This is a genomic window from Moorena sp. SIO4A1 (genome assembly GCF_010672065.1).
Taxonomy (GTDB): Bacteria; Cyanobacteriota; Cyanobacteriia; order Cyanobacteriales; family Coleofasciculaceae; genus Moorena.
Genome location: NZ_JAAHHX010000735.1, coordinates 1 through 1,427, shown reverse-complemented (window position 1 = coordinate 1,427; position 1,427 = coordinate 1). Strand labels below are relative to the sequence as shown.

Annotated in this window: 4 protein-coding genes; 2 read left to right on the top strand and 2 right to left on the bottom strand. The window is 40.9% G+C overall.

Annotated features, from left to right (window positions below; translation table 11 throughout):
- Nucleotides 1–50: 50 nt before the first annotated feature.
- Complete coding sequence (locus F6K53_RS42455) at nt 51–206, bottom strand: hypothetical protein (protein ID WP_293086543.1); 156 nt, start codon at nt 204–206, stop codon at nt 51–53.
- A 387-nt stretch (nt 207–593) separates the two neighbouring features.
- On the opposite strand from F6K53_RS42455, the gene F6K53_RS42450 reads away from it, so the two are divergent.
- On the top strand, nt 594–809 hold the full coding sequence (locus F6K53_RS42450; RefSeq protein ID WP_293086540.1) for a hypothetical protein: 216 nt from the start codon (nt 594–596) through the stop codon (nt 807–809).
- A gap of 68 nt (nt 810–877) precedes the next feature.
- Nucleotides 878–1,159, top strand: a complete 282-nt coding sequence (locus tag F6K53_RS42445; RefSeq protein WP_293058595.1) for a hypothetical protein — start codon at nt 878–880, stop codon at nt 1,157–1,159.
- A gap of 195 nt (nt 1,160–1,354) precedes the next feature.
- Here F6K53_RS42445 and F6K53_RS46350 read toward each other — a convergent pair whose 3' ends face one another.
- A complete protein-coding gene (locus F6K53_RS46350; protein WP_366511447.1) occupies nt 1,355–1,411 on the bottom strand; it encodes a hypothetical protein in 57 nt (18 codons plus the stop codon).
- Between the last annotated feature and the right edge of the window lie 16 nt (nt 1,412–1,427).

The following is a 1,427-nucleotide window of genomic DNA, read 5'->3' as shown; positions in this document are numbered from 1 at the left end:
TCCTAAAGCGGCCACAATTTCCGTGGCACTGGGGAGCAGAGTAACAATTTTCAGGTTTTGTGAAAGCATAGTTTAGATGTTGATAAGTTAAGGAGATAAATAGTCAATAATAGGGAAAAGGGAACAGGGAACAGGGAACAGGGATTAGGGAGTTTGGAGCGATCGCATCTCTTGTAGGGTGCGAAGCATGAAATGTAACGCACCATCTATAGCATAAAATGTAACCCACCATCTATAGCATGAAATATAACACATCATCTATTTACATTACTCAAAATCAACGAGTTAATAGTACAAGGAATGGCCGAAAAAAACAAGTGCTTACGCCGATATTGTAGATTCGGTTGAGGGAACAAAACCCAACAAATCAGTTGATTATTATGTTATATTGAATTATAGCGTTTCTAGGACTCATGAGGTACAGTCTTCTTTGAAGTTGATTCCCTGTTTTAATGCAGCGTATCGCTATTCCCTCTTATCTCTTCCCTGTTCCCTGTTCCCTGTTCCCTAAAATCTAGAAATTGTGTACCTCACAAGTCGTATAATTGCTATATAACAACGTCAATTGATTTACTGATTAACGAAAAACTCAAATGACAATCAACACTTCCCTAGAGGAAAGGCTAACAGCCATAGAGGCTGCGAACGCGCAGTTACAGAAGCAAGTTTCGACCCCCCAGCCGATGAATTGGCTACAACAAATTACAGGCTCTTTTAAAGATGAACCGGCATTTGAGGAGGTGCTGGCTTATGGACGAGCCATACGCCAAGGCGATGAATCTATCCTCGAAGCGCAAGACGAACCATGAAATATTTGTTGGATACAGATCATCTAAGCATTCTTCAGCGACAAACAGGAAAGGATTACGATAACCTTTTGAGACGTATGAATCGCTATCCACTGTCGGATTTTGCAGTATCAACAGTAACATTTCATGAGCAGATGCTAGGCTGTCACGCTTATATTAATCGGGCTCGTAACACCAATGATGTAGTAAAAGGTTATGAAATGATGGTACGACTCGTCAGCGATTTCAAGGTATTACCCCTCGTCTCGTTTGATGCCGGTGCAGCTTTGAGATTTAATCAATTACAATCCCAACGAATTCAACTGGCAAAGATGGATGCGCGAATTGCTGCCATTGCACTATGCACGTGAATTGGTTTTGTTAACTCGTAATCATCAAGATTTTGATAAGGTACCAGGATTATTGCACGAAGATTGGACTGTTGAAAATTCGACATAAAATGCGTACGCTTTTGTAGGGTGGGCAAATAGACATGATTCCTAATTAAATTGCCAAACTTTCAATATTTGCCCACCCTACCATGCTGACCGCTGAATGCTTACAAATTAACCAACACCATAGTCCGTATATTGCCGAAATTCTGGTGCTTGAAACCCCAGCACAATATCTTCCTTTGCC